The following is a 20,252-nucleotide window of genomic DNA, read 5'->3' as shown; positions in this document are numbered from 1 at the left end:
GCTATTCCCTCTCAGGCTATGATGTCAGGGATGATCTGATCTTCCAGCTTGGAGAGCCTGTCCTTGATGACGAGCTTTTTCTTTTTCATACGCTGGATCCGCAGAGCATCGCATCCGGTCTGGATCATGGCGTTGATCGCGGCGTCGAAATCCTCGTGCTCCTGACGCAGACGCGCCACCGTGAGCCTGATTTCCGCCTGTTCCTGATCGGCCATATGCATTCCCCGTTACCGTCCCTGGACCTTGTCCGATCTGCCGATGATTTCCGCAAGCTCCTATCACCAAATACAGGTAACGGCTAGTTAGTCTTGATCATGAAATTGCCATCCAGTCTCCATCTTTTGGCCTTCGACAAGCCTTCAAAAATATGTCACAGTCCGGCCGTTGACACCTTGATCCCCGACGATGATGGCCGGGGAGGGTAAAGAGGAAGGAAGGGTCATATGACTGTTCAAGCTCATCTTGAGTCACTCCAGAAAAAGCACGTTGCTCTCGAGGAGGAGTTGCACGCGCTCAGAACATCTCCCTCTATTTCCGATACGGAACTTGCCGAATGCAAGCGCCGCAAGCTGCGCATCAAGGACGAGATTCAGCGTCTTAAATCATCCGTCCACTAATCTTCCCAAGGGTCGCCGGGCGATCATCTTGCGCAACAAGGTAAATCCATCCACTCCGCCAAAAATTAGCAAGAACCGGTGATTTGACACCAGATTTGCGCCAGTCCGATGCATCCGGCATCGTGGCTGGCGCTTTTGGGTCCGCCACGTCTCACATCGCGTTCTTATGATTCGCATCATGTCCCCAGATCTTATGGGAACATGCATCAGGCCCAGAACTGATCCAGCCACAAATTGAGCTTGTCGAAGCCGCGGTTGTTGACCGTATAGATACGTTTGGTGCCTTCCGAGGTCACGGAGACGAGATTGCTGTCGAGTAGCGCCTTCAGATGCTGCGAAACAGCAGGGCGGCTGATCGGCAGGCCCTCGGCGAGCTCATTGACCGTCCGTGGCGCGCGACGCAATTCCTCCAGCAGAAACCGCCGGTTCGGATCGGCAATCGCAGAGAAAGGGTCCGTGTTCGACATGGCGGGAACGCTACGTCAAACCGGCCGCGCCAGCAAGGAAATTGTGCATTGCAGCGTGCCGTGGTTTCTAAAGCGCGTCGCGATCTTTCAGATTCGCGCCTTGCGCTTTAGGTCTTTGTTTTTACGCATGTCGTTATCGCAAAACCGCCGCACAGTTTTGTGCGACATGCTTTAGTGGTTTCTACCAGCCAAGGCCCTCGCGCACGATCAGGAAGGCGGCGATCAGCGCCATCGCATACATGAAGGGATAGAAGATCTGTGGCCTCATGCGGCGCACGCACCAGGCGCCGGCGATGGTGGCGAGCGGGGCAAAGGGCAGAAGCGTCGCGGAGGTCGCAAGATTCTGGGTGTCGAGCTGGCCGAGCGCGAAATAGGGGATCAGCTTGATGGCGTTGAGGATCGCGAAGAAGCGTACGCTGGTGCCGGTATATTCGCGCGGCTGCAATTTGAGCGGCAGGGCATAGATCTGGAAGGGCGCACCGCCGGCATGGGCGACGAAGCTGCCGTAACCGGAAAATGTCCCCCAGAGGCTGGCTGCTACCGGCCGCTGGCCGCGCGGCGGGATCACCTTGCCGGCGCCCGGGCCGAAATTGTTCCAGAAATAGCGCAGGCAGAAGAGGATGGTCACCGCGCCGATGACGATGCGCAGCATGTTGCCCGGAACCAGGGCCGAGGTCGCCCAGCCCAGCGCGATGCCGAAGATGGCGCCCGGCAGCATGATCTTCAACGTCGCCCAGTCGCCATGTTTGCGCCAGATGACGAGCGAGATCATGTCCATGAAGACCAGGATCGGCAGCAGGATGGCCGCCGCCTCGACCGGTGAGACGACGAGGGCGAGGAAGGGCAGGCCGATCAGCGACAAAGCGTCGCCCATGCCACCCTTTGCGAGGCCCACCAGCAGAACGGCGGGCACGGCGGCGTAGTAGAATGACAAATCCTGCGGCATGCTTTCGACGTCCTCCTCTTGCAAGCCTCGTCTAACGGAACTACTCACACAAAACGAGTGCGGATCTCTCATTTCGAAGGGGAATTCGCCGGAAACGGAAAGACCTCATGACCGAACCGGAAAATCGCTGCCGCCTTGTGCTCATCGTGCCTGATATCGCCGATGCCGATGAACAGGCAAAGATCGTCGCCGATGCGCTGAAGGGCGGCGATGTCGCCTCGGTGATCGTGCCGCAATACGGGCTCGACGACGGCACCTTCCAGAAACATGCCGAAAAGCTGGTGCCGCTGATCCAGAATGCTGGCGCAGCCGCGTTGATTGCAGGTGACAGCCGTGTCGCAGGCCGGGCAAAGGCCGATGGTCTGCACCTTTCCAGCAATGCCGAGGCGCTTTCGGAAGCGATCGACAAACATGCGCCGAAGCTGATCGTCGGCGGCGGCAACGCGGCCGACCGGCACCATGCGCTGGAAATCGGCGAAGTCAGGCCGGACTATATCTTCTTCGGCAAGCTCGACGGCGACATCAAGCCGGAGGCGCATCCGAAGAACCTTGCGCTCGGCGAATGGTGGGCCTCGATGATCGAGATCCCCTGCATCGTCATGGGCGGCACTGATCCGGCCTCGGCGCTGGCCGTCGCCGAAACTGGAGCGGAGTTCGTGGCGCTGCGGCTGGCGGTCTTCGGCGAGCCCGCCCGGGCGCCATCAGTCGTCGCCGAAATCAATGCGTTGCTTGACGAAAAAGCGCCACGGTTTGAGGATTGAAATCGCGCTCATGCCGATCCCGCCCGCCCGCCTTTTGAAATATATCGTTGCCAGCATGGCCGCCCTCCTTGCGGCCGGGCCGAATGTCGCCTTTGCGCAGGCGTCGGACAGCGTCATCAGCCAGCCGGGCACGGCGCCGGCTTCGACCTTCCGCACCGACCGGCCCTCCGCCTCGGGCGTCGGGCCCTCCGATGGCGTCGGCGTGTTCGACCGCATGGGTGCGAAGCTGCCGGATCTTCCGCCGGAGAAGGACTACAAGGGGCCGATCGACGAAGCCTACGGCGCCTTCCAGCGCGGTTATTATCTGACGGCAATGGACAAGGCGCTGCCGCGCGCCCAGCTCGGCGATCCGGCGGCGCAGACGCTGATCGGCGAAATCCTCTCGCAGGGTCTCGGCGTCAAGAAGGATGTGAAGAATGCTGCCTTCTGGTACGGCAAGGCGGCCGAAGGCGGCGATGCGGCGGCAATGTTCAAATATGCGTTGATCCTGATGGAAGGCGAGGGCGTGCCGCGTGACAAGGTCAAGGCCGACGACTACATGCACAAGGCGGCCGAGGCCGGTAATCCTTCGGCGGAATTCAACTGGGCGCAGCTTCTCGTCGCCGACAATCCCGGCGAGAAGGGACTGAAGCTCGCGCTGCCGTTCTACGAGAAATCGGCCGAGCAGGGCATTGCCGATTCGCAATATGCCGTGGCGCAGATCTATGCGACGCTGAAGGACCTGCCGGAGGAAAAGAAGCAGCTCGCGCGCGAATGGATGGCACGTGCGGCGCGCGCCGGCTTCGACACGGCCCAGCTCGATCTCGGCATCTGGCTGGTCAACGGCGTCGGCGGGCCGAAGGATTATGTCAAGGGTTTCGAATGGCTGAAACTTGCAGCCAATGGCGGTAATGTCGCCGCGCAGAACAAGCTCGCCCATCTCTATATCAATGCGATCGGCACGGCGCCCAATCCGATCGAGGCGGCGAAGTGGTACGTGCTGTCGCGCCGGGCCGGGCTTGCCGATCCGGCACTCGAGGATTTCTATCTCGGCATCGAGGACGATCAGCAGAAGGCGGCGATCGAGGCCGCCAACAAGTTCCGGCGGCGATAGCGACCATATCCTAACCTAGAAAAGCGCGTCGGCGAAAAGATCCTCGTCGTTTTCGGCTTTGGCGGGCTCGGCGGGAGCGGGAGCCTCTTCGCTCGCCGGAATGATGCCGCGATGAATGTTGCGTTCCTGGACCATCGTGTAGTGCTTGAAGATCTTGCGGTCGAGCGGCGCGATCGTTTCTGCGAGATCGGAGATATCGGCGACCTCAGTGCCGGCGACGCCTTCGAGCAGATCGGCGCAGCCGGCAAGGACTTCGCCGAGATCATGCTGGAAATCGAGTTTGCCGATCAGCAGGCTGATCTTGGTGGCGACCTCGCGACCGTTCTCGGCGAGCACCTTCAACTCGTTTTCCATCACGTTGGCTGCAGAGCGGATGTTGCCGACGGCCGACGTCAGGCTTTCTCCCAGGCTGCCGGCTCCGGCATCCGTGGCGGGAGCAACGCGCCCGGCTGCGGCTTCGAGCGCGGGTAAGCCGGTGACGATGGCGTCGGCGGAATCGTCGAGCTTGCCGGCGAAGATGCGCAGCTCGGCGGTGACGACGTTGATCGACTTGCCTTCCTCGCCGAGGCGGCTGCAGCGCAGGTTGGTATTCAAAGCCATATAGTGAATGTCGGTCTTGACGGCGCGGATGTTGCCGATCGCTTCGGAGAGCTTGGCGGCCGTGCCGATCGTCGACTGGCTCACCTGATCGGCCTGGCGGCTTGCCGTGTCGACCTGCTTGACGATTTCGTGGGCGGCCGAAACGCTGGATTCCAGCGCGCGCATGAAGTTGCCGCCGGCCTCGCCGCTCTGACCGCTCATCTGATCACGCAGCTTGAGGATCTCTCGCATATCGTGGTCGAAACTCGCGATCGTCTTGACGACGTTCTCAGAATCCCGCTGGAAATTTGCGCACATGTCGTTCATCTGCGCTGCGGTCAGATGGTGAATGACGTTCTGGAGGCGCTGGCGCGCGCCGGCGTCGAGTCTGGCGCCATCCTCGCCGGCAAAGAAATCCTCAAGGAGCGAAAAGGTAGCCTGTACATGTTCGATGCGCTGGCGGGTGATATCGCCGATCTGCAAGGCAGACAGCGTCGAGGCGACCTTGCCCTGGACGGCGCGGGCAATCGCGCCGACTTCGCGGGCGATGACGCCGAGATCCTTGCGATGTTGGGCGATCTTGGCGGCATCATCGCGCAGGGCTCCGGCGACGGCCGGAACTGTATCGGCATAACCTTTGGAAACGCTGGCGCCAAAGGAGGTGGCGAGCTTGACCTCCTTATCGAGACTGTCGAGATGCGTGGCGAAACGGTTGACCTCATCGGTGCCGGAATAGATGCGCTCCAGGATCTCCTGGGCGAAGCCGGCGAATTCGGCAAGGCCGGCACCGGTGATCTTCACGGTCACGGCAAAGGTTCTGAGATAACGCATCGTCTCCTGCATGTCGGAGACGTGCTTGCGCAGCTCCCTGCCGGTATGCGCCAGCGAGACGAGTGCCTGCTGGCGGTTTTCCTCGGTGACCGGCAGCGCCGTCAAGCTCTCCACCGTGGCGCGGAGATCGGCGCTGGTGTCGCTCGCATCCTTGTTGTCGAGCGTCGTGGTAACACTCTCGAGCGAGTTCAACAGACGGTTGAGGACATCCATCACCGACAGCAGCACGGTGCCGCCTTCGAGGAAACGTTCCTCGACCTGGCCGCGGGCGGATTCCAGGGTCTGGCTGATGTCCCGTCCTGATGTGTAGGCTGCAGCGTTCGGCGATACCAGAGCGTGTGCCACTTTTATACCTTTTCTTAAAATCCAGGCAATTCGACTCTATTTTTACGGGCAGGATGGAAACGTCCGGTAAACGCGCCGGACTCGCCAGCGTTGTGATTAACGAAAGATGTTGATGGCGTGTCGGTGAAAGCCCAACGCTTGACTTGATGATTCAACATATTGTTTTTATTTTATTTATTTCTAAATTTTGAGAAAAAAATACAACTTATCCCGGATGAGAATTGGGAGTCGCGGAACGCGCTAGACGGCAGTTTCCTACAACCGCTGTTTACCCCGCATTAACGCTGCCGTGAGAGTCCTTTTAGGGTCGTCAAGTATTTACTGGCCCAGGAGGCTGCATTGGATACTCAGAAACAATATTACGAATCTATAAATTTGCCAGACGTGCTCAGCATCCGTAACGTGACCGAACTATATTCCAAGTTTAATGATGGATTTCATAGCCATGATACAATCATCGTTAGCATTCCAGAAGGTGCGGAAGCGGATCTGAGTTTCATTCAACTCATCGAATCCTCGCGCCGTCAAGCAAAGACCAAGGGAAAGACATTCAAGCTTTCTTCTCCGGCCAATGGCTCGGTCTTGAAGGTACTTGAACGCGCAGGTTTCATCGAATCCTTCGATCAAGAAGACGCAAATTTCTGGTTGCATAAAGAGGTGACGTTATGAGTGCAAATATCCTGACTGTCGACGATTCCGCCAGCATTCGTCTGACCACCAAGGTCACGCTGACCAATGCCGGCTATAGCGTCACCGAGGCGGTCAATGGGGCAGAGGGCCTCGCGACCGCCAAGGGCAGCAGCTTCGATCTGATCGTGACCGATCTGAACATGCCTGTGATGGACGGGCTGACGATGATCGAGGAACTGCGCAAGCTGCCGGCGCAGGCCGGCGTTCCGATCATCTTCCTGACGACGGAATCGGACGCCGACCTCAAGGCGCGCGCCAAGGCTGCCGGCGCGACGGGCTGGCTGACCAAGCCGTTCGACCCGGAAAGTCTGGTGAAGATCGTGAAGAAGGTTCTCGGACGATGAGTACGCTCGATCCGGTCGCCGTATTCCGTACGGAAGCTGCCGAATGCCTCGAAGCGATCGAGGCCGGTCTTCTCGACCTGACCCACCAGCTCGACAACAGGGATCTCGTCGACGCCGTGTTCCGCGGGCTCCACACGCTCAAGGGCTCCGGCGCGATGTTCGGTTTCGAAGCGCTCGCCGCCTTCACCCATCATTGCGAAACAGCCTTCGACCGCGTCCGCAAGGGCGAGGTCGCGGCGACCAGTGAACTCGTCGCCGCCGTTCTCGCCGCCCAGGACCATATGCGTGCCCTCGTCGACCAGCCGGACGCCGATCACGGCGATACCGGGCATAAGCTTCTGGCGCAGCTGCAGGCTGCCGTCGGCGGCAAGCAAGCGGCGGCTGTAGCAGCGCCCGCCGCTGTTCCTACGACTGCGGCCGGGCGCGAGGCGCCGGCGAAGAAGAAGAAGAACAGCTGGCGCATCCGCTTCAGCCTGCCCGCCAATTCGATGGCCAACGGCACCAACCCGCTCGGCCTGCTGGACGAGTTGCGCGATCTCGGCGAATGCAGCGTGCGCGCCAACACCTCGGCCATTCCGCCCCTCGACGAACTGGCTCCGACGGAGCTCCACATTTCCTGGGACGTGACGCTGACCAGCGAGCAGGACCGTTCGGCGATCGACGACGTCTTCATCTTCGTGCTCGATGATATGGAACTCAGCGTCGAGGAGATCAGCGGTACGGCAGCGGCAACCGCCGATCCGGTCGAGGAAAAGGCTGCACCTGCCCCTGTCGTCGCAACATCGGCCGCCGCCGTCCCGGAATTCCGTCCTGTCGAGGCGGTTCCGGCCAAGCGCGAGGCGCCTGCCGCCGTCAGCCAGGCGAAGGCGGCCGAGAATGTCCGTGTTCCGGCCGAACGCCTGGACGAGCTGATGGACCGCGTCGGCGAGCTCGTCATCGCGCAATCGCGCCTCAGCCAGCTCGCCAGCGCCAGCACCGATATCGCGCTGCGCTCCGTTTCGGAAGAAATCGAACGCCTCTCCGGCGAATTGCGCGACACGATGATGGTGCTGCGCATGGTGCCGGTCGCCACGCTCTTCTCCCGCTTCCGCCGCCTCGTTCACGATCTCGCCCGCGAGACCGGCAAGGTGATCGAGCTGGTGACGGAAGGTGAAAGCACCGAAGTCGACAAGACGGTCATCGAGCGCCTCGCCGATCCGCTGGTGCATCTTGTGCGCAATTCGATCGACCATGGCCTCGAAACGCCCGCCGATCGCCTTGCCTCCGGCAAGACCGAAGCCGGGACGGTGACGCTTTCGGCCCGTCAGGCCGGCGGCGAGGTGATCATTTCGATCAAGGACGACGGTCGCGGCATCAATCGCGAACGGGTTCGCGCCAAGGCCGAATCCTCCGGCCTTATCCAGCCCGGCCAGCCGCTTTCCGACTCCGAACTGCTGCAGCTGATCTTTGCCCCCGGCTTCTCGACGGCAGCGGCGATCACCAATCTGTCCGGCCGCGGCGTCGGCATGGACGTGGTCAAGAAGACGGTCGAAGCGCTCCGCGGCGCGATCGACATCGTCAGCGTGCCTGGACAGGGTTCGGAAGTGTCGCTGCGCATCCCGCTGACGCTCGCCATCATCGACGGCCTGCTGGTGCGCGTCGGTTCCGGCCGTTACGTCATCCCGCTCTCGGCGGTCGAGGAATGCCTCGAACTGTCACTCGAGGAAGATCTCCGCTCGCGCGGCCGCAGCTTCATCTCGCTGCGCGACAGCCTGGTGCCTTTCCTGCGCCTGCGCGACCTCTTCCGTACCGGCACCAAGCCCGACGTGCATCAGAAGGTCGTCGTCATCTCGACCGGCACGGAGCGCGTCGGCCTCGTCGTCGACCAGATCATCGGCGATCACCAGACGGTCATCAAGTCGATGTCTAAATTGCACAATAACGTTGCGACCTTCTCGGGCGCCACCATTCTCGGCGACGGCAGCGTCGCTCTCATTCTCGACGTCGGGCACCTGGTTGCCGCGGGTCAGCAACAGGAGGCGCAATTGCGTGTAGCAGGATGAGTGCAACAGCAGCAACAGCCGAACGATTCGACAATCACTGGAGCTATGCCGAGGAAGTCGAGGTCCTGACCTTTGATCTCAATGGCGAAACCTTCGCGCTGGAAGCGGTCATCGTCCGGGAAATCCTGGACCTGCTTCCGGAGACCGCGGTGCCGGGCAGCCAGCCCTTCGTCGCCAGTGTCATCAACTTCCGCGGCAAGGTCATTCCGCTCGCCGACCTGCGTCTCGCCTTCGGGATGGAAGCAGCAGAGGCGACGATCGACAGCCGCATCATCGTCATCGAGATCGATCTGCAGGGCGAGCAGACGCTCGTCGGCCTCAGAACCGACAAGGTGAACGAGGTGACGACACTCGCAAAGTCCGCGAGCGAGGCGCCGCCGAGCATCGGCATGCGCTGGCGCGCCGACTACATCAACTGCCTGGTGAAGAGGGGCGGAGAATTCATCATTCTTCCTAATCTGCAGGCGATTTTTTCATCGAGGCACGACGCGGCGGGAGCCGCTAATTGACGCTGGATGAATTCAACGAGGGGTTTGGGGACCATGCGACTGACAATCAAGACGAAACTGGTGACCGCGTTCACCTTCATCATCATAATGCTCGTGGGCACCGCCGCTTACGGTGTCTTCAGCCTTGGATCGCTGAACGACACGATCGATAAGCTTCTCGCCGGCCCGGCAGCCCGCCTGGATTTCGCGCAGCAGATCAACATCGCTCAGCTCGAGGCGATCCGCCAGCAGAAGAACCTGCTCACCGCCCGCAGCGCAGACGAGACGGCCGGGGCAATCGCCAAGGGCAATCAGGCCCGCAAGGAATTCGCCGACGCCTTCAGCCAGGTGCTGGCGCTGGCAACGGAAGAAGGCAAGGCGCGCTGGGCGCGCATCGCCGAACTTTCCAAAACCTTCAATGGAGCCGACGATCAGATCCGCGAATATGTGAAGGCCGGCAATGCCGAAGGCGCAAATACCATCTCCGTCACGACGGCGCGGGCCGCTGCCAACGACATCGACTCGACGCTCAGCGAGATCCTGGCACTTGAAAAGCAGCGCATGAAGGCTGCTGACGACGGCGCCGAAGCGCAGTACACGACGACGCGGACAATGATGGTTGCGGTCGCCGCGGTAGCCCTGCTGATTGCTGCCTTCACCGCCTTCTGGATCGCCAGCACGATCAGCAAGGGCCTCAGCCGTGCCAACACCGTGGTTCGCGAAGTGTCGGAAGGCGATCTGACAAAGATGGCCGATATCACCAGCCATGATGAAATCGGCGAACTTCTGGGCAACGTCAACACGATGATCGAACGCCTGCGCGGCGTCGTCGCCGACGCATTGTCGGCCGCCGAAAACGTCTCTTCCGGCAGCCAGCAACTTTCGGCGAGCTCCGAGCAGGTGTCGCAGGGCGCCACTGAACAGGCGGCTTCGGCCGAAGAGGCTTCCGCCTCGATGGAAGAGATGGCCGCTAACATCAAACAGAACGCCGATAACGCCGCGCAGACCGAAAAGATCGCCCGCCAATCGGCGAAGGACGCGGAAGCCAGCGGTGAAGCGGTGACGCGCGCCGTCGACGCCATGCGCACGATCGCCCAGAAGATCGGCATCGTCCAGGAAATCGCCCGCCAGACCGATCTGCTGGCTTTGAACGCGGCTGTGGAAGCCGCACGCGCTGGCGAACACGGCAAGGGTTTTGCAGTCGTCGCCTCGGAGGTGCGCAAGCTTGCCGAACGCAGCCAGTCGGCGGCTGCCGAAATCAGCTCGATGTCGAGCGACACTGTCAAGGCTGCCGCCGATGCCGGCGACATGCTCGGCCGGCTGGTGCCCGACATTCGCAAGACGGCCGAGCTGGTTTCCGAAATCAGTGCCGCCTGCCGCGAACAGGATATCGGTGCTTCGCAGATCAACGAAGCGATCCAGCAACTCGACAAGGTAACGCAGCAAAATGCCGGTGCTTCCGAGCAGATGTCGGCAACCTCCGAGGAACTCGCTTCCCAGGCGGAGGAACTGCAGACGTCGATCGCCTTCTTCAAAGTCGATACGGCAGGCAGCGCACGGCCCGGCGCCCACAAAGCGCAGCCAAAAGCTTCGGCCAAGGTGAGGGCCCCGGCCGCTGTCCGCAAGGCTGCCCCGCAGGCCCACAGCCAAGGCCGCGGCCAGACGATTTCGGCTCAGCAGCAACGTCTCAAGGGCTTTGCTCTCGATATGTCGATGGGCGGTCCGGACGCCAGCGATGACGATTTCAGGGAGAGCGCATAAGCGCTCCTGGGAGAGGCTAGCTCTCCCGGGGAAAGCGCTTATTCGCCTTCGCCTCAAACTGATCCCTCGGGCTGCTCCGGTGGCCCGAGACGGGAATATCCCCCAACGCATGTAGGCGTTGGCGCTGCGATCGATAGATGTCCGGCTGCCGGGAAGTGAATGTAGTCGCTTTCCCCCTTTTCAGACACATCACTTTCAAGCTCGACGTCCCGCCGATGGGACGCGTTTCTATCCATTCGTTTTGACCGCATAGAGGGGATACCACATGCGTTTCACCATTAAACTCAAGCTGGGGCTTGCCTTCGGCATCATGACGTTGCTGCTGATCGGCATCGCCATCTACGGAAGCATGAGCCTCGGCACCTTGAACGACGCCAGCGGCAAGATGATCGACGGGCCGATGCGCCGTCTGGAATTGGCACTGACCGCCAATGTCGCCGAAGTCAACGCCATCCGCGCTCAGAAGAACGCACTGCTTTCCACGGATCCCGACAGCGCTGCCGGTTTCTACAAGGAGGCCGACCAGAACTTGCAGGCCATGTTTGACGCCGTCGATGCCGGCCATGCCATCGCTTCGCCGGAAGGCAAACCCTATTGGGAAAAGCTGCAGACGATCGGCGCGAAATTCCGCGACAGATCCGCCGAGCTGCAGCAGCTTGACGCCAGGGGCGATCAAGCCGGCGCACTGGCGCTGTCGCTCGGCGACCTGCGCACGATGACCAACGACATGGGTGACGCGATTGCTGCACTCATCGAGATCCAGCGCAAGGGCATGAAGACGACCGATCAGTCGAACACCGATCTTTATAACTCGACCAAGCTGATCCTCACTACCACTTCCGGCATCGCCGTGCTCGTTGCGCTCATCGCGGCGTTGTGGATCACGCTCGGAATCAACAACGGCCTGCGGAAGATCACGACCGTCGCAAATGCCGTCGCAATCGGTGACCTCAACCAAACGGTCGACGTGAAGACCAATGACGAGATCAAGGATCTCATCAACACGGTCAATAGGATGACTGCCAATCTGCGTGCCACGGCAGCCCTTGCCGATCAGATTGCCATGGGCGACCTCAGCACCGATGCCAAGCCGCTTTCGGATAAGGATGTGCTCGGCATCGCGATGCAGAGCATGATCTCCAACCTGCGGACCACCGCCGGGATCGCCGATCAGATCGCAAACGGCGACCTGACGGTGTCTCCGAAGCCACTCTCCGACAAGGATGCGCTGGGCCTTGCGCTCGAACAGATGGTCGAGCGCCTGCGCGGCGTCGTCGCTGACGCGATATCGGCCGCCGAGAACGTCTCTTCCGGCAGCCAGGAACTTTCGGCAAGCTCCGAGCAGGTGTCGCAGGGCGCCACGGAGCAGGCGGCTTCCGCCGAAGAGGCTTCCGCCTCGATGGAAGAGATGGCCTCCAACATCAAGCAGAACGCCGACAATGCCGCCCAGACCGAAAAGATCGCCCGTCAGTCGGCGAAGGATGCGGAAGCCAGCGGCGAGGCTGTCTCCCGCGCTGTCGACGCGATGCGCACGATTGCCCAGAAGATCGGCATCGTCCAGGAAATCGCCCGCCAGACCGATCTTCTCGCCCTCAACGCTGCCGTGGAAGCGGCTCGTGCGGGTGAGCACGGCAAGGGTTTCGCAGTCGTTGCATCCGAAGTGCGCAAGCTTGCTGAACGCAGCCAGTCGGCTGCCGCCGAGATCAGCTCGATGTCGAGCGATACGGTGACGGCGGCCCAGGAAGCGGGGGAAATGCTCGGACGGCTGGTGCCCGATATCCGCAAGACGGCGGAACTGGTCTCCGAGATCAGCGCGGCCTGCCGCGAACAGGATATCGGCGCTTCGCAGATCAACGAAGCGATCCAGCAACTCGACAAGGTGACGCAGCAGAATGCCGGCGCCTCCGAGCAGATGTCGGCGACCTCCGAGGAACTCGCCTCCCAGGCCGAAGAGCTGCAGACGTCGATCGCCTTCTTCAAGGTCGATATGGCGGGTGGGCGCCGCGAGCGCGCGCCGGCTGCAAAACTCACCGCCCGCAGCCGGGTCCCTGCGGCCCCGCGCAAACCGGTCAGCAAGGCGGCCGCCAATACGATCGCCGGTCAGCAGGCCCGCGTCAAAGGGTTTGCCCTGGACCTGTCGATGGGCGGTCCCGACACGGCCGATGACGAGTTTAGGGAGAGCGCATAGCGCGCCCCTGGGGGAAGCGCCTAACCGCTCCCCCGTTCGCAATTGTCGTGGGCCAGCCAGCATGGCCCGCGACGCACGCTTCGCCTACCGGAATGTCTTTGCTGCATGATGCCGCGCCCCCTAGTCCACATTTATTGCTTCGCTCTCGGAGAGGTATATTGAGATGCGTATTACGATTAAACTTAAGCTCGCAGCCGCATTCGGCTTTGTCATATTGTTGCTGGTGGGCAGCGCGGTCTATGGAATCATCAGTCTCAGTTCCCTGAACGATGCTGTCGGCAACCTTATTTCGGGTCCGGCAAAGAGGCTGGAACTGGCTCTGGAGGCAAAGACTGCGGAGCTCAATGCCGTTCGCTGGCAGAAGAACGCCCTTCTGGAAATGGATCCCGAAGTGGCCAGGAAGGACTACCAGAACTCGGCGAAGAGCCTGGATGAAATGGTGGTCTTCGCCAGAGGCGGCCAACAGCTCGCAACTGCCGAGGGCAAGCCCACCTGGGACAGGCTGGTCGAGTTGGCCAAACGTTTCAGTGAGGGCTCCAACAAAGTCGCTTCCATCCAGGAAAGCGGCGACAGGGCAGCGGCAGCGGCGCTTTCGTCGGGAGAGGTTCGCGCTCTCGTCATGGAACTCGAAGATGTTTTCGAGACGCTCGTCACGCTTCAGCAGAAGTCGATGACGCAAGCCGATAACGACACAGACGTTCTTTATAGTTCGACGAAGAACATGCTGATCGGTATCGCTATCGGGGCTTCCGTCATCGCGTTCGCCGCTGCACTGTGGATCGCGCTCGGCGTCAACAGCGGCCTGCGCAAGATCATGAACGTTGCCAGCGCCGTTGCCATCGGTGACCTGAACCAGAAGGTCGAGATCAACAGCAATGACGAGATCAAGGATCTGGTCAACACGATCAACGTCATGACGGGCAATCTTCGCAGCACCGCTGGTATCGCCAACCAGATCGCGAACGGCGACCTGACGGTGTCTCCGAAGCCGCTTTCGGAGAAGGACACGCTCGGCATTGCCCTCGAACAGATGGTCGAGCGCCTGCGTGGCGTCGTCTCCGATGCGGCTGCTGCCGCAGAAAATGTCTCGGCCGGCAGCCAGGAGCTGTCCTCGAGTTCCGAGCAGGTGTCGCAGGGTGCCACCGAACAGGCGGCTTCGGCCGAAGAGGCTTCCGCCTCGATGGAAGAGATGGCCGCTAACATCAAACAGAACGCCGATAACGCCGCGCAGACCGAAAAGATCGCCCGCCAATCGGCGAAGGACGCGGAGATGAGCGGCGAAGCGGTGACGCGCGCCGTACAGGCGATGCGGACCATCGCCGAGAAGATCGGCATCGTCCAGGAAATCGCCCGCCAGACCGATCTCTTGGCGCTCAACGCTGCCGTCGAAGCGGCGCGTGCAGGGGAACACGGCAAGGGATTTGCGGTCGTCGCCTCGGAAGTGCGCAAGCTTGCCGAACGCAGCCAGTCGGCCGCTGCCGAAATCAGCTCTATGTCGGGCGATACGGTCAAGGCCGCTCAGGATGCCGGCGACATGCTCGGCCGGCTGGTGCCCGATATCCGCAAGACGGCGGAACTGGTCTCCGAGATCAGCGCCGCATGCCGCGAACAGGATGTCGGTGCTTCGCAGATCAACGAAGCGATCCAGCAGCTCGACAAGGTAACGCAGCAGAATGCCGGTGCCTCCGAGCAGATGTCGGCAACCTCGGAAGAGCTCGCGACCCAAGCGGAAGAGCTGCAGGCTTCGATTGCCTTCTTCAAGGTCGATACAGCAAGCAATCGCCAGTCCCGCACGCCGGCCGCCAAGGTCACGGTCCGCAGCCCGGCGCCGGCTGCCGGTCGCAAGCCCAGCACCAGGAAGCCGGCTGCCAACAGTGTTGCCGGCCAGCAGGCGCGGGTAAAAGGCTTCGCTCTCGATCTCTCCATGGGCGGTCCCGACGATGGGGACGCCGAATTCAAGGAAAGCGCATGATCATGGCCACGACATCTCTGGAAGCGCAATTCGTGACCTTCAGCCTCGGCGAGGAGATTTTCGCCGTGCCGGTTGAAGTGGTACGGGAAATTCTCGACTATGCGGAAGCTTTCAAGATTCCGAATGGTCCCGACTATCTGCTCGGCCTGCGCGACGTGCGCGGGCAGGGCGTGCCGACGATCGATCTTCGATTGAAGCTCGGCATGACGAAGACTGTGCCGACGCCGCATACACGCGTGCTCGTCCTCGACGTGCCGATGGAAAGCCGGCTGCTGACGCTTGGCCTCGTCGCCGACCGCGTCTTCGAGGTCACGCCGTTCCGGCGCGAGCAGATCGAGGCGGCGCCTGACATCGGCGTGCGCTGGCGCTCGGACTATATCGCCGGCGTCGTTCGCCGTGAAAACGGCTTCGTCGTCATCATCGATCTTGCACGATTGCTGTCGCGCGAGGACGCCTCGGCACTGCAATCGGCAGCCTGACCGCGAATCAACTCGGAGTACTGCGTTCTATGAGTATGGCAGCAGCGGTGGAAACCCAATTGCCGGGCGACAGGATCAGCAAGCGCAATTTCGACAAGCTTGCCCGGTTCATCTACGATTACAGCGGCATCAAGATGCCGCCGACCAAGCTGACGATGCTCGAAGGGCGGCTGAGGCGCCGCCTTCGCGCAACCAACCATGCGACCTTCGACGATTATTGCGACTTCCTGTTCAATCACGACGGGCTCGACCAGGAAACCGTCTACCTGATCGACGTGGTGACGACGAACAAGACCGACTTCTTCCGCGAAGCCAAGCATTTCGACTATCTACAGACGGTAGCGCTGCCGGCGATCGCCAGCAGCGGCGTGCGGACGATCCGCACCTGGAGTTCGGCCTGCTCGACGGGGGCGGAACCCTACACGATGGCGATGGTACTGGCTGAATTCACCGAAGGCCGCAACGACGTCTCCTACAGCGTTCTGGCCACCGACCTTTCCACCGACGTGCTGCAGACGGCGCGGCGCGGCATCTACCCGGAAGACCTGATCGCGCCCGTGCCGCGCGATTTACAGCGTAAATACGTGCTGACGGCCAAGCAGCCGGATCGGCGGGAGGTGCGCATCACGCCGAAACTGCGCAGCAAGATTGGTTTTGCCCGTATGAACCTGATGGACGAAAAATACCAGATCGGCGAGGCGATGAACGTTATCTTCTGCCGCAACGTGCTAATCTACTTCGACAAGCAGACTCAGGCCGGCGTCCTCAACCGCCTCTGTGATTGCCTGGCGAAGGGCGGCTACATGTTCATCGGCCATTCTGAATCGATCACCGGCTTCGATCTGCCGTTGAAGCAGGTCTCGAATACGGTGTTTCAGCGTATCTAAGCGCATCGCGTCATCCCAAAACCGCTGCGCACTTCCGGACGGCATGCATTAGGGGCATTCATGGCTAAGAAAATCCGCGTTCTCATCATCGACGATTCCGCCAGCGTCCGCCAGACGCTGACCCATGTGCTGGAGCAGGATCCCGATATCGAGATCATGGCGGTCGCATCCGACCCCTTCATGGCGGCGCGGAAGCTGCAGGAGGAGATCCCAGATGTCATCACGCTCGATGTGGAGATGCCGCGCATGGATGGCATTACCTTCCTGCGCAAGCTGATGGCGCAGCGGCCGATCCCTGTCGTGATGTGTTCGTCGCTGACGGAAGCGGGTTCGGAGACCTTGATCCAGGCGCTGGAGGCCGGTGCCGTCGACGTCATTCTGAAATCGAAGATCGGGGCCGCCGACAGTCTTGCCGATGATGCGATGCGTATTCGCGAAGTCGTCAAGAGCGCTTCGCATGCACGGCTTTCCAATGTCCGCCGCGCCGCCGGAACCATCCGTTCCGCTTCGGCTGAGGGGCCGGCCAAGAAACTGACGGCGGATGTGATGCTGCCGCCACCGACGGGGCGCGCCATGGCGAAGACGACGGAGATGGTCGTCTGCGTTGGCGCCTCCACCGGCGGCACCGAAGCACTGCGCGAGTTCCTCGAGGAACTGCCGGCCAATGCGCCTGGCACGGTGATCGTCCAGCATATGCCGGAGAAATTCACCGCCGCCTTCGCCAGGCGGCTGAACGGGCTCTGCGAGGTCGAGGTAAAGGAAGCCGTCGATGGCGATCCGGTGCTGCGCGGCCATGTCTTGATCGCGCCAGGTGACAGGCACATGCTGCTCGAGCGCCAGGGTGCGCGCTATTATGTGAGCGTGAAGACCGGGCCGCTGGTGTCACGACACCGGCCTTCCGTCGACGTGCTCTTCCGTTCGGCGGCGCGCTCGGCCGGCTCGAACGCCATGGGCATCATCATGACCGGCATGGGCGACGACGGTGCGCGCGGCATGCTGGAAATGCACGAGGCCGGCGCCTACACGGTGGCGCAGGACGAGGCGAGTTCCGTTGTTTTCGGCATGCCGAAGGAGGCGATCGCCAAAGGCGGCGTCGACCGGATCCTGCCGCTCGATCAGATCGCTCGTGAAGTGCTGATGACGCAACAGAAGTTCTAGGACCTGTTTAAACAGCCAGACCGAAGCCGGTGGTATCGTAGGATGCCGCCGGTTTTTGGTTATGGCCCTGCAGATTCCCTATTCAGGCGAGATAACCGCCGTCGATCGTCAGGCTGGCGCCGGTGACGAAAGCGGCCTCGGCACTGGCGAGATAGGCGGCGAGGCCGGCAATCTCGCGGTCCTCACCCAGGCGGCCAAGCGCCATCAGCGGCTTGAGGCGCTCATGATCGTCCTCATTGGGGTTCATGTCGGTCGCCGTCGGGCCGGGCTGGATGTTGTTGACGGTGATGCCGCGTGGGCCGAGATCGCGGGCGAGGCCGCGGGTCATCGAGGCGATTGCGCCCTTCGTCATGCTGTAGACCGCGGAGGTTGGAAATCCGCTGCGATCGGCGGTGACGCTGCCGATGGTGATGATGCGGCCGCCTTCCTTCATGTGTCTTGCCGCTGCCTGGATGCCGACGAAGGCGGCGCGGACGTTGACGGCGAACATCCGGTCGAAATCTTCGAGCGAATAGTCGTCGAGTGGGTTGAGGATGAGAATGCCGGCATTGTTGACGAGAATGTCGAGACCGCCAAAATGCCCGGCTGTCAACGCGACGGCATCCTGTACGGCCTTCGCATCGGCGCTGTCGGCCCGGATCGCCAGCGCCCTGCCGCCAGCAGCCTCCAGCTCGGCGACGATCGCCTTCGCCTTGTGCTCCGAGCTGGAATAGGTGAAGGCGATGGCGGCGCCATCAGCGGCGAGCCTTCGGACGATAGCGGCACCGATGCCGCGCGAGCCGCCGGTGACGAGGGCGATCTTGGTGGAAAGGGGTTGAGACATGCAGGTTTCCTTTGTTTCTGGATTGATCAGTCTAGAATTGCCCATGGAAAGGCCGGTTCGGAGTTGTCCGTTCGTCAGCGGAGGCTTCTGATTGCCATGTGTGCGATACCGCGGAGCGTCTCGGGTTGGGCGCCGTTTCGGGCGCTGACTTTCATGCCCGACAGCGCAGCGCCGAGAAACGGAATGGCGTCGGCGATATCGATCTCTGTTGCGAGTTCTCCGGTCCTGCGAGCCTCAGCGAGAAGGCTTTCGATCGCCGCGTGAAGCGCGCGGCCGGCGCTGTCGGTAAGAGCTGCGACCTCGGCATCGGAGCGGCCGAATTCACAGATGGCGCTGACACCGAGGCAGCCGCGCCGGGCCTCGGCAGCGGGACGCGAGGCGAAGGCGACGAGAGCACCTTCCAGCGCCTCGATCGGCCGGCCTTCGCGGCGAAGATCGGTGATGATCTTGTCGATGCTCTCCACATTGTAGCGCTTCAGCGCTTCCAGATAGAGACTGCGCTTGTCGCCGAAGGTGTCGTACATGCTTTGCCGGCTGATCTTCATCGCCGTCAGCAATTCCTCGGTTGAGGTGCCTTCATAGCCATGCTCGGAAAATACGCCGATGGCGGCATGAAGGGCGGTGTCGCGATCGAATTCCTTGTGACGTGCCATGACCATGCTTCTACTCTTATTGGACTGATCTGTCCAGAATAAAGTGAATGGTTTCCGCCGCCGCAGGGCAGCCATGCGCGCCTGCCCTTGAAATTTCCCTGATTTTGTGGTCTTGAGGCCGCCAATCTTCGCAGCGCTGCCTGTCATGCATGTTCAGGGACACTTCCCGCCCCTGGCAGCGCGCGCGCCCCGTATCAGTCCCAAGGAAAAATGCGCCGATGGCCCGTTCAGCTCTTCTCAATGTCATGGTTCAGGCTGCCCTCAAGGCAGGAAAGTCGCTGGGGCGTGATTTCGGCGAAGTGCAGAACCTGCAGGTTTCCGTGAAAGGACCGGGCGACTTCGTTTCCACCGCCGACCGCAAGGCCGAAAAGATCGTCAGGGAAGAGCTGCTCAAGGCGCGTCCGACCTATGGCTTCCTCGGCGAGGAAAGCGAGGAAATCAAGGGCACCGACGGCGCGCATCGCTGGATCGTCGACCCGCTCGACGGCACGACGAACTTTTTGCACGGCATCCCGGCCTTCGCTGTCTCGATCGCGCTCGAGCGCAATGGCGAGATCGTTGCCGCCGTCGTCTTCAATCCGGCGACCGACGAACTCTATACCGCCGAGCGCGGCGGCGGCGCCTTCCTTAATGACCGACGCCTGCGCGTCGCCGCGCGCCGCGCGCTGTCGGATTGCGTCATCGGCTGCGGCGTTCCGGCGCTCGGCAAGCGCAATCACGGCAAGTTCCTGGTCGAGCTTCGCCATGTGATGGGCGAAGTGGCGGGCATCCGCCGCCTGGGCTCGCCGACGCTCGATCTCGCCTATGTCGCGGCCGGGCGGTTCGACGGTTTCTGGGAAGCGGAGTTGGCGCCCTGGGACATGGCGGCCGGCATCCTGCTCATCCGTGAAGCCGGCGGTTTCGCCACCGACTGGGACGGTGGTGCAACGATGCTGGAGAGCGGCGCGATCGTCGCCGGCAACGAGATCATCCACAAGGCGCTGATCGAAGTCGTCAAGCGGCCTATTCCCGCCAAGTGACCGAACGAAAATCTGGCTGTTGTAAAGTCACGGTTTTCGCCCCGGCATACTTCAATTCGGCACAATGTTGCTCTAGTCTCCGCCAGCAATGACTCCGGAGGCAGCGACC

20 protein-coding genes are annotated in these 20,252 nt (G+C 61.6%); 14 read left to right on the top strand and 6 right to left on the bottom strand.

Translation table 11 applies throughout. From position 1 onward, the window contains the following. Positions 1–11 precede the first annotated feature (11 nt). Complete coding sequence (locus CUJ84_RS18770; protein WP_017968168.1) at positions 12–215, bottom strand: YdcH family protein; 204 nt, start codon at positions 213–215, stop codon at positions 12–14. Positions 216–443: 228 nt separating this feature from the next. Here CUJ84_RS18770 and CUJ84_RS18765 point away from each other — a divergent pair, with 228 nt between their 5' ends. Next, the gene (locus CUJ84_RS18765; protein WP_003542831.1) at positions 444–617 is read left to right on the top strand and encodes a YdcH family protein; all 174 of its coding nucleotides are present in this window, start codon (positions 444–446) and stop codon (positions 615–617) included. Positions 618–823: 206 nt separating this feature from the next. Here CUJ84_RS18765 and CUJ84_RS18760 read toward each other — a convergent pair whose 3' ends face one another. Continuing rightward, on the bottom strand, positions 824–1,084 hold the full coding sequence (locus CUJ84_RS18760; RefSeq protein ID WP_003542830.1) for an ArsR/SmtB family transcription factor: 261 nt from the start codon (positions 1,082–1,084) through the stop codon (positions 824–826). Positions 1,085–1,265: 181 nt separating this feature from the next. Further along, positions 1,266–2,030 (bottom strand): sulfite exporter TauE/SafE family protein, encoded by a 765-nt coding sequence (locus CUJ84_RS18755; RefSeq protein WP_027683166.1) that lies wholly within the window; start codon positions 2,028–2,030, stop codon positions 1,266–1,268. Positions 2,031–2,137: 107 nt separating this feature from the next. Here CUJ84_RS18755 and CUJ84_RS18750 point away from each other — a divergent pair, with 107 nt between their 5' ends. Together CUJ84_RS18750 and CUJ84_RS18745 are read left to right on the top strand one after the other, a co-directional pair. Continuing rightward, a complete protein-coding gene (locus CUJ84_RS18750) occupies positions 2,138–2,791 on the top strand; it encodes a thiamine phosphate synthase (protein WP_105007319.1) in 654 nt (217 codons plus the stop codon). 10 nt (positions 2,792–2,801) lie between these two features. Next, the gene (locus CUJ84_RS18745) at positions 2,802–3,884 is read left to right on the top strand and encodes a tetratricopeptide repeat protein (RefSeq protein ID WP_105007318.1); all 1,083 of its coding nucleotides are present in this window, start codon (positions 2,802–2,804) and stop codon (positions 3,882–3,884) included. Between the two features lie 15 nt (positions 3,885–3,899). Here the strand turns inward: CUJ84_RS18745 and CUJ84_RS18740 are convergent, their stop codons facing one another. After that, positions 3,900–5,639, bottom strand: coding sequence for a chemotaxis protein (locus tag CUJ84_RS18740; RefSeq protein ID WP_105007317.1), 1,740 nt, complete (start codon positions 5,637–5,639; stop codon positions 3,900–3,902). Between the two features lie 339 nt (positions 5,640–5,978). Here CUJ84_RS18740 and CUJ84_RS18735 point away from each other — a divergent pair, with 339 nt between their 5' ends. The 10 genes from CUJ84_RS18735 to CUJ84_RS18690 all read left to right on the top strand — a co-directional run bounded on the left by CUJ84_RS18735 (position 5,979) and on the right by CUJ84_RS18690 (position 17,648). Beyond that, positions 5,979–6,308 (top strand): STAS domain-containing protein, encoded by a 330-nt coding sequence (locus CUJ84_RS18735; protein ID WP_105007316.1) that lies wholly within the window; start codon positions 5,979–5,981, stop codon positions 6,306–6,308. Beyond that, positions 6,305–6,673, top strand: a complete 369-nt coding sequence (locus CUJ84_RS18730) for a response regulator (RefSeq protein ID WP_003552634.1) — start codon at positions 6,305–6,307, stop codon at positions 6,671–6,673. The genes CUJ84_RS18735 and CUJ84_RS18730 overlap by 4 nt, the downstream gene beginning before the upstream one ends. Next, entirely contained in the window at positions 6,670–8,715 is a 2,046-nt protein-coding gene (locus tag CUJ84_RS18725) for a chemotaxis protein CheA (RefSeq protein WP_105007315.1), read from the top strand. Before CUJ84_RS18730 ends, CUJ84_RS18725 begins: the two co-directional genes overlap by 4 nt. Further along, positions 8,712–9,224 carry a chemotaxis protein CheW gene (locus tag CUJ84_RS18720; RefSeq protein WP_105007314.1) on the top strand — a complete coding sequence of 171 codons (513 nt, stop codon included), beginning with the start codon at positions 8,712–8,714 and terminating at the stop codon, positions 9,222–9,224. The genes CUJ84_RS18725 and CUJ84_RS18720 overlap by 4 nt, the downstream gene beginning before the upstream one ends. A 33-nt stretch (positions 9,225–9,257) precedes the next feature. Next, complete coding sequence (locus CUJ84_RS18715) at positions 9,258–10,964, top strand: methyl-accepting chemotaxis protein (protein ID WP_105007313.1); 1,707 nt, start codon at positions 9,258–9,260, stop codon at positions 10,962–10,964. Between the two features lie 265 nt (positions 10,965–11,229). After that, entirely contained in the window at positions 11,230–13,152 is a 1,923-nt protein-coding gene (locus tag CUJ84_RS18710; protein WP_105007312.1) for a HAMP domain-containing methyl-accepting chemotaxis protein, read from the top strand. 163 nt (positions 13,153–13,315) lie between these two features. Beyond that, a complete protein-coding gene (locus CUJ84_RS18705; RefSeq protein WP_105007311.1) occupies positions 13,316–15,124 on the top strand; it encodes a methyl-accepting chemotaxis protein in 1,809 nt (602 codons plus the stop codon). Then, on the top strand, positions 15,121–15,603 hold the full coding sequence (locus CUJ84_RS18700; RefSeq protein WP_018072866.1) for a chemotaxis protein CheW: 483 nt from the start codon (positions 15,121–15,123) through the stop codon (positions 15,601–15,603). The genes CUJ84_RS18705 and CUJ84_RS18700 overlap by 4 nt, the downstream gene beginning before the upstream one ends. Before the next feature lie 29 nt (positions 15,604–15,632). Then, positions 15,633–16,490 (top strand): CheR family methyltransferase, encoded by an 858-nt coding sequence (locus CUJ84_RS18695; protein ID WP_105007310.1) that lies wholly within the window; start codon positions 15,633–15,635, stop codon positions 16,488–16,490. Between the two features lie 60 nt (positions 16,491–16,550). Further along, positions 16,551–17,648 carry a protein-glutamate methylesterase/protein-glutamine glutaminase gene (locus tag CUJ84_RS18690; RefSeq protein WP_105007309.1) on the top strand — a complete coding sequence of 366 codons (1,098 nt, stop codon included), beginning with the start codon at positions 16,551–16,553 and terminating at the stop codon, positions 17,646–17,648. Between the two features lie 82 nt (positions 17,649–17,730). On the opposite strand, the gene CUJ84_RS18685 is transcribed toward CUJ84_RS18690, so the two are convergent. After that, positions 17,731–18,471, bottom strand: coding sequence for a 3-oxoacyl-ACP reductase family protein (locus CUJ84_RS18685; protein WP_105007308.1), 741 nt, complete (start codon positions 18,469–18,471; stop codon positions 17,731–17,733). Positions 18,472–18,545: 74 nt separating this feature from the next. Further along, positions 18,546–19,124 (bottom strand): TetR/AcrR family transcriptional regulator, encoded by a 579-nt coding sequence (locus CUJ84_RS18680; RefSeq protein ID WP_105008237.1) that lies wholly within the window; start codon positions 19,122–19,124, stop codon positions 18,546–18,548. A gap of 218 nt (positions 19,125–19,342) precedes the next feature. Between CUJ84_RS18680 and CUJ84_RS18675 the strand changes: the two genes are divergently transcribed. After that, positions 19,343–20,143: an inositol monophosphatase family protein gene (locus CUJ84_RS18675; protein ID WP_105007307.1), complete on the top strand. Its 801-nt coding sequence runs from the start codon at positions 19,343–19,345 to the stop codon at positions 20,141–20,143. Positions 20,144–20,252: the final 109 nt, after the last annotated feature.

The organism is Rhizobium leguminosarum (assembly GCF_002953715.1).
GTDB lineage: Bacteria > Pseudomonadota > Alphaproteobacteria > Rhizobiales > Rhizobiaceae > Rhizobium > Rhizobium leguminosarum_V.
The sequence above is the reverse complement of the archived record's forward strand: the minus strand, read 5'-3'. Positions and strand labels throughout refer to the sequence as shown.